General features: G+C 73.9%; 7 protein-coding genes. 5 read left to right on the plus strand and 2 right to left on the minus strand.

Annotated features, from left to right (window positions below; genetic code table 11):
• Window positions 1-230 precede the first annotated feature (230 nt).
• The gene (locus I6A81_RS38610; protein ID WP_203003450.1) at window positions 231-1064 is read left to right on the plus strand and encodes a TauD/TfdA dioxygenase family protein; all 834 of its coding nucleotides are present in this window, start codon (window positions 231-233) and stop codon (window positions 1062-1064) included.
• Between the two features lie 52 nt (window positions 1065-1116).
• Here the strand turns inward: I6A81_RS38610 and I6A81_RS38615 are convergent, their stop codons facing one another.
• A complete protein-coding gene (locus I6A81_RS38615) occupies window positions 1117-1902 on the minus strand; it encodes an SDR family NAD(P)-dependent oxidoreductase (RefSeq protein WP_203003451.1) in 786 nt (261 codons plus the stop codon).
• A gap of 42 nt (window positions 1903-1944) precedes the next feature.
• On the opposite strand from I6A81_RS38615, the gene I6A81_RS38620 reads away from it, so the two are divergent.
• Window positions 1945-2925, plus strand: coding sequence for a phosphotransferase family protein (locus I6A81_RS38620; RefSeq protein ID WP_203003452.1), 981 nt, complete (start codon window positions 1945-1947; stop codon window positions 2923-2925).
• A 114-nt stretch (window positions 2926-3039) separates the two neighbouring features.
• Here I6A81_RS38620 and I6A81_RS38625 read toward each other — a convergent pair whose 3' ends face one another.
• Window positions 3040-4335, minus strand: a complete 1296-nt coding sequence (locus I6A81_RS38625) for an acyl-CoA dehydrogenase family protein (RefSeq protein WP_203003453.1) — start codon at window positions 4333-4335, stop codon at window positions 3040-3042.
• 100 nt (window positions 4336-4435) lie between these two features.
• Between I6A81_RS38625 and I6A81_RS38630 the strand changes: the two genes are divergently transcribed.
• The 3 genes from I6A81_RS38630 (at window position 4436) to I6A81_RS38640 (ending at window position 7485) form a co-directional block, all read left to right on the plus strand.
• Window positions 4436-5332, plus strand: coding sequence for an SDR family oxidoreductase (locus tag I6A81_RS38630; protein WP_203003454.1), 897 nt, complete (start codon window positions 4436-4438; stop codon window positions 5330-5332).
• Window positions 5333-5351: 19 nt separating this feature from the next.
• Complete coding sequence (locus I6A81_RS38635; RefSeq protein WP_407661446.1) at window positions 5352-6566, plus strand: acetyl-CoA C-acetyltransferase; 1215 nt, start codon at window positions 5352-5354, stop codon at window positions 6564-6566.
• A gap of 124 nt (window positions 6567-6690) precedes the next feature.
• On the plus strand, window positions 6691-7485 hold the full coding sequence (locus I6A81_RS38640) for an enoyl-CoA hydratase/isomerase family protein (protein WP_203003456.1): 795 nt from the start codon (window positions 6691-6693) through the stop codon (window positions 7483-7485).
• Window positions 7486-7656 lie beyond the last annotated feature (171 nt).

The following is a 7656-nucleotide window of genomic DNA, read 5'->3' on the forward strand; positions in this document are numbered from 1 at the left end:
GGCTTCTTGACCGCTCAGAACGCCCAGTGGTAGGTCTGTTCGGGCGTTTGGGCAAGTGCCCAACGGGCTGGCGGTGTCACGTCCCGCACGACGCCGGCGGCGCACGACGGTTTCGCGACGGAAGGCCGCGGGCGCGGTACGCACCGAGCCGTTTCCCAGGGAGTGGCCGGCGTGTGACACCCGTCCTGACCGGCCGTGACCGACGCTGGACCAGCCTGACAGGAGGAACGATGGCCGTCACCTTCACCAAGCTCGGTGCCCAGGTCGGAGTCGAGATCACGGGTCTGTCCGGCCACGAGCTGGTCGACCAGAAGATCGCCGTGCAATGCCAGGCGGCGCTGGCGCGGTACGGGGTCGTGGTCTACCGCGAGGTCCACATCGGCGACGCCGATCTCGTCGCCTTCAGCCGGATGCTGGGCACGGTCGTCGTCGCGCCGATGGGCGGCGACAGCACCTACCCGGAGATCTCCGCGATCAGCCTCGACCCGGCCCAGAGCACCCTGGCCGCCTACCGGCGGGGAACGTTCTTCTGGCACATCGACGGGGTGACCGACGAGGTCCCGCAGAAGGCGACCCTGCTCACCGCCCGCCAGGTCGCCGACAGCGGCGGCGACACCGAGTTCGCCAGCACCTACGCCGCCTACGAGGCGCTGACCGACGCCGAGAAGGACGAGTACGCCAACCTGCGCGTGCTGCACACGTTCACGGCGTCGCAGCTGCTGGCCAACCCGGACCCGACGCCGAAGCAGCGGGCGGCCTGGGAGCGGGCGCCGTCACGGGTGCAGCCGCTGGTCTGGACCCGCGGCAACGGCCGCAGGTCCCTGCTGGTGGGCGCCACGACCGACCACGTCGTGGGCATGGCGGCGGACGAGAGCCGGGCCCTGCTCGACCGCCTCCTGGAATGGTCGACGCAGCCGCGCTTCACGCTGCGCCACCAGTGGCGCCAGGGAGACCTGGTCGTCTGGGACAACACGGGGATGCTGCACCGGGCGCAGCCCTACACCGCGCAGTCCCGCCGGCTCATGCACCGCACCACGCTGGTCGGCGAGGAGACGGTGGCCTGAGAACCCGCCGCCGGAGGGCGTGCGGGCCCGGCCGGGCGGGCCCGCGCGGCCGTCAGGGAAACCGGCCCAGCCCGGCGAGGAACGGCTGGGTGCGGGCGATCACGCCGGTCATCGTCGCCGGGTCGCCGGTGCACAGGATGTAGGCCGTCTCGGTGATCAGACCGATGTCCTCGGTCTCCTCCTTGGCCAGGTCGAGAGTGCCGGCACCCGGTGTGGCCACCGGGTTCGACGGCGCCGCGGCGTTGACAGCGATGTTGGCGCCGTACAGCTCGGCGGCGAGGCTCAGGGTCAGGCGGTTGAGCGCGGCCTTCACCGTCCCGTACATGCCGAAGCCGGCGTCGGTGTCGAACGGCGAGAAGGGCGGCCCGGACGGGTGGTCACCGCCGACCGACGTCAGGTTGAGCACCCAGCCCCGCCCGCGCTCGCGCATCGCCGGCACCGCGAGCTGCGTGAGATGCAAGGGCGCGACGACGTGCATCTCCATCATCAGGCGGGCGCGGCGCGGCGGGAAGGTGTCCAGCGGCCGCAGGAAGGTCACGGCGGCGTTGTTGACGAGGATGTCCGGGGCGCCGACCTGGGCCGTGACCTCCTCGAACAGCCTGGCGCGGTCCTCGTCGCGGGATAAGTCGGCCTGGACGGCGATGGCCGCGCCGCCGGCCGCCCGGATCTCCTCGCGGGTCTCGCGCAGCGAGCCGGTGTACTTCGGGTCGGGCTCCAGCGTCCGCGCCGTGATCGCGACGGTGGCGCCCTCGGCGGCCAGCCGCTGCGCGATCGCCTTGCCCAGCCCACGGCTGGCGCCCGTGACGAGCGCGACCTTTCCCGCGCATCCGCTGCTCAACGACGCTCCTTGTGACCCCGGGGGACGGCGACACTAAGCACCATGGCCGGACGTGACATCGAGTTCAACCTTTTGACGGACCGCCTCGCCCCGGCGGGGGTGCGGGATGTGCGCGCGCTGGCGGGGGGCGCCTCGAGCCTGACCTACGCCGGGTCGATCGGCGCGCGGCGGGTGGTGGTGAAGGTGGCGCCGCCGGGGGTCGCGCCCGTGCGCAACCGCGACGTGCTGCGCCAGGCCCGGGTGCTGCGCGCGCTGGCCCCGACGGCGGTGGCGGTCCCCGAGGTCGTGTGGGAGGACCCGGGCGACCCGCCGGAGGTACCCCCGCTGTTCGTCATGTCCTTCGTCGAGGGGACCTCGCTGGAGCCGCTGTTCGACCGTGGGGACGGTCGGGAGCCCGCGGCGGTGGTCGCCGAGCGCCTGCGCGCGGCCGCCCGCGCGCTGGCCGTCCTGCACCGTCTCGACCCGGGGGCGCTCGGGCTCGCCGCGGAGCCGCTGGTGAGCCCGGGGGTCGAGGTCGACCGCTGGTGCCGGCCGCTGGAGACCGTCGACGCGGCCCTCGTCCCCGGCTGGGCCGCGGTTGCCGCGGCGCTGCGCGCCGGCGAGCCGCCGGCCCTGGCGCCCGCCCTGGTGCACGGGGACTTCCGCCTGGGCAACCTGCTCGCCGACGGTCCGGACGTCACCGCGGTCGTCGACTGGGAGATCTGGTCGGTGGGGGATCCCCGCACCGACCTCGGCTGGTTCCTCGTCAACGCCGACGCGGCGACGTACCGCCGCGCGACGGCCTACACGGGGCTGCTTCCGGGGCCCGACGACCTCGCGGCGGCCTACGCGCGGGCGCTCGGCCGCGACGTGCCGGACCTGGCCTGGTTCCAGGCCCTGGCCTGTTTCAAGTCGGCGGCCACGTGGTCGCTGATCGTGAAGCACAACCGCCGGGCCGCCGAGCCCGACCCGGCGCTCGAGGAGATGGCCGCGACCCTGCCCCATCTGCTGGAGCGCGCGCGGCACTTCCTCGACCGGCGCTGATCCTCGACCGGCGCTGATCCTTCCGAGGGCCCTCGGGCCGGCGCCGCGACGGCGGCGGCCCGCCGGGACCCACGCCAGGACCGCGCGAGGAACGCGTCAGGCCGCCGGCGGGGCTCAGACGCGGGGGATGCCCGCCAGCCGGTCGGCGAACTTGGCCTCCGCCGCCGCGCGCAGCCGCAGCAGGTGCTCGGAGGGGAACAGGTCCGGTGCCGGCTTGTAGTTCTTCAGGAGCTGGCGCGCCAGCGTCACCTTGTGCACCTCGGTCGGCCCGTCGGCGAGGCCGAGCACGAACGACTCCACGAGATGCGCCACGAAGGGCATCTCGTGGGTCGTGCCCAGCGAGCCGTGAAGCTGCAGGGCGCGCGCGGACACGTCGTGCAGCACCTTCTGCATCATGGCCTTCACGGCCGAGATGTCGGCGCGCACCTTCTGGTAGTCGTCGAACTGGTCGATCTTCCAGGCCGTGTGCATGGTGAGCAGGCGGAAAGCCTCGATCTCCGTCCACGAGTCGGCGACCATCTCCTGGACCATCTGCTTGTTGCCGAGCAGCTCGCCCTGGGTGTACCGCGAGACGGCCCGTTCGCAGATCATGTCGAAGATGCGGCGGACGAGGCCCACGGTGCGCATCGCGTGGTGGATCCGCCCGCCGCCGAGGCGGGTCTGGGCGACGGCGAAGGCGCCTCCGCGCGGGCCGAGCATGTGGTCGTCCGGCACGCGCACGTTCTCGTAGCGGACGTAGCCCTCCCGGCCGCCGCCGAGCGGCTGGTAGCCGAGGCCGACGTCGCGCAGCACGTTGACGCCCGGTGTCCCGCCCGGGATGACGAACATCGTGTGCCGCTCGTACGGCGGGGCGTCCGGGTCGGTCACCGCCATGACGATGATGAACGCCGCCATCGACGCGAACGACGAGAACCATTTCTCGCCGTTGATGACCCACTCGTCGCCGTCCCGGACGGCCTGAGTGGTGAACACCTTGGGGTCGGCGCCGCCCTGCGGCTCCGTCATCGAGAAACAGGACACGATGCGGTTGTCGAGTAACGGCTCCAGGTACCGCTTCTTCAGGTCCGGCGTGCCGTAGCGGGCGAGGATCTCGCTGTTTCCCGAGTCCGGCGCCTGGGACCCGAACACGATCGGCGCGCATTCCGAGCGCCCGAGTATCTCGTTCAGCAGCGCGAGCTTCACCTGACCGTAGCCGGGGCCGCCCAGATGCGGCCCGAGATGCGTCGCCCACAGGCCACGCTCCTTGACGACCTTCTGGAGCGGCGGGATCAGGGCCTGGCGGACCGGGTCACCCAGATCATGGGACTCCCGGATGACGAGGTCGATCGGCTCGCACTCCTCCCGGACGAACGCCTCCGCCCACGCCAGCTGCTCGGCGTACTCGGGGTCCGTCGAGAAGTCCCACGCCATCGGCCGTCCCTTTCGATCGCGGTCGCAACGAGTTGACAGTGCTGTCCGAAGCCGAGCAGGGTCAAGCTGCTCGCGAACTCGTCGGCGGAACGGAGCGGAGATGACCCCAGCGTTAGGTGTCTGCGACGGGCGGGTGTGCGTCGTCACCGGTGCCGGGCGAGGGCTCGGGCGCGAGTACGCGCTGTCCCTGGCGCGGCACGGCGCGCGGGTCGTCGTCAACGACCTGGGCGGCGGCCGCGACGGGACCGGCGCCGACTCCGGGCCGGCGAGCGAGGTCGTCGCCGAGATCCGGTCGTTCGGCGGGCAGGCCGCGGCGAACACCGACGACGTGAGCTCGTGGGAGGGGGCGGCCCGGCTCGTCGCGCAGGCCGTGGAGACCTTCGGCGGGCTGGACGTGCTGGTCAACAACGCCGGCATCCTGCGTGACCGGATGCTGTTCTCGATGTCCGAGCAGGAATGGGACGCGGTGATCAAGGTGCACCTCAAGGGCACCTTCGCGCCCAGCCACCACGCGGCGGCCTACTGGCGGGCCCGGTCCAAGGCGGGGGAGACGAACGACGCCCGCCTGATCAACACCACCTCGGTGTCCGGGCTCTACGCCAATCCGGGCCAGGGCAACTACGGCGCGGCCAAGGCGGGCATCGCCGCGTTCACCCAGATCGCCGCGCAGGAGCTGGCCCGCTATGGCGTCACGGTGAACGCGATCGCGCCCGGCGCGCTGACCCGGCTCACCGGCGGCCTGGAGATCAGCGACGAGATCCGGGCCCGCTTCGCGCCGAGTTGGGTCGCCCCGGTGCTGACCTGGCTCGCCTCGCCCGACTCCGCGGACGTCACCGGCCAGGTCATCGAGTCCTCCGGACTGGTGCTCGCGGTGGCCGAAGGCTGGCACCGCGGGCCCTCCACGGACCCGGTGGACAGCCCGGAGAAGGTGGGCGCCGCCGTGCGCCAGCTACTGGCCGACGCCCGCCCGCGCACGCTGTTCCACGAGGTGAACTGACGCCGTGGCCGACGCCTGGATCCTCGACGCGGTCCGCACCCCCCGGGGCAGGGGGCGCCCGACCGGCGCCCTGCACGGCGTGCACCCGCAGGAGCTGCTCGCGCAGTGCCTGCGCGCCGTCGCCGAGCGGGTCGGCTTCGACCCCGTGGACGTCGACGACGTCGTGGCCGGCAACGGGATGCTCAGCGGCGACCACGGCGACTGCATCGCCCGGCTGAGCGCGCTGCTCGCCGGCTGGCCGCGGACCGTTCCCGGGATGACCCTCAACCGGTTCTGCGGGTCCGGCCTGCAGGCGGTCACCGTCGCCGCGGCGGGCGTGCGCGGCGGCGGGCAGAACCTCGTGGTCGCCGGCGGCGTCGAGTCGATGTCGCGCTGGGGCCTGGCCGCCGGCTCGGTGACCATCGACGGCCACAACCCCGCCTTCCGCGAGCGCTACGCCACCGTGCCGCAGGGGGTCTCCGCCGACCTCATCGCCACGCTGGAGGGCTTCGGCCGCCGCGACGTCGACGCGTTCGCCGCCGAGAGCCAGCGCCGCGCGGCCCAGGCCATCGGCGAAGGCCGCTTCGAGCGCGGCATCATCCCCGTCACCGGTCCTGGCGGCGAGGTCCTGCTGGCCCGGGACGAGCACCCGCGCCCGGGAACCACGGCGGAAGGGCTGGCCGGCCTGCGCCCCGCGTTCGCCGAGATGGGCGCGGCGCGCCCGGAGGGCGACGCGCGCAGCTACGACGAGCTCTGCCAGGCGCGCTATCCCCAGGCCGGGCCCATCAGCCATGTCCACCACGCCGGCAACTCCTCCGGTGTCGTGGACGGGGCCGCCGCCGTGGTCGTGGCCTCGGAGGGCTGGGCGCGCGCGAACGGGGCCGCGCCCCGGGCCCGCGTGCGGGCCACGGCGGCCGTCGGGTCCGAGCCCGTCATCATGCTGACCGCGCCGGGCCCCGCCGCCGAGCGGTGCCTGGCCCTGGCCGGCATGAGCGCGGCCGACATCGACCTGTGGGAGATCAACGAGGCGTTCGCGGCGGTGCCGCTGAAGACCATGCGCGACCTCGGCCTTGACCACGACAAGGTCAACGTCAACGGCGGCGCCATCGCGCTGGGACACCCGATCGGGGCGACCGGCGCGATGCTGCTCGGAACGCTGCTCGACGAGCTCGAACGCCGCGACCTGGCCACGGGCCTGGTCACCATCTGCACTGGCGGCGGCATGGGCACCGCCGCGATCGTCGAGAGGCTCTGACGATGACCGGCGAGACGGCAGGCGGCGAGGCGGCAGGGGGTCACGCGGCGGGGGGTAGCGCGGCGGGGAGTGAGACGGCGGAGGGTGAGACGGCGGGGCGCGCGGCGGCGGCGCCGGGGTGGCGATGACCGGCGAGACGACGACGGCGGTCGAGCTCGAGACGCCGGCGCCAGGAACCGCCGTACTGCGGCTCAACCGCCCCCGGCGGCTCAACGCCATCGACGAGGTCATGCTGGGCGAGCTGACCGAGACCTGCGCGCGCCTCGCCGCCGACGCCGAGACCCGGGTGGTCGTGCTGACCGGCGCGGGCCGCGGTTTCTGCTCGGGCCTCGACGTCCGGGACTTCGGGCCGAGCCTGCCGGAGGCGTCCGCCCCGGCCATCGACCGGCTGCGCTTCCAGGAACGCATGGCCGGCCTGCCGGGGGCGCTGCGCGCGCTGCCGCAGCCGGTGATCGCCGCTGTCAACGGCCCCGCCGTCGGCGGCGGGATGGCGCTGTGCCTGGCGGCCGATCTGCGGGTGTGCGCCGCGTCGGCGACCTTCGCCAACGCGGCGATCCAGCTCGGGCTCTCGGGCGCCGAGATGGGCATGAGCTACTACCTGCCCCGGATCGTCGGCCTGACGGTCGCCGCCGACTGGATGCTCACCGGGCGTACCGTCACCGCGCACGAGGCCCACCACGCCGGCCTGGTCAGCGCCGTCGTCGAGGACGACCGGCTGCTGGAGCACGCCCTGGACCTGGCCGCGCGGATCGCCGGGCACTCCGCGCTCGGCGTCCAGCTGACGAAGCGGGCGCTGCAGGCGAACACCGACGCGCCCAGCTTCGCCGCGGCTCTCGAGATCGAGAACCGCAACCAGCTGATCACCCATGCCACCGACGAGGCCGCCGCGGAGCGCGCGAAATGGGCGGGCAGAGCCTGACCAGCGGACCCCGCCAGGCGCGCACGGCGCGGCTGCCTCGGCCGCGCCCGGGGCGGGGCCCGGGCGCCCCCCCCCGGGCCCCCCGGGGGGGGGGGGCGACGCCCGGGAACTCGAGCCGGTCGGGGCCGGTCACGACGACGTGGCGCAGCGTCTCGAGGTCGGCGCTGACCG

The sequence above is a fragment of the Frankia nepalensis genome (assembly GCF_016786325.1).
Classification (GTDB): Bacteria; Actinomycetota; Actinomycetes; order Frankiales; family Frankiaceae; genus Pseudofrankia; species Pseudofrankia nepalensis.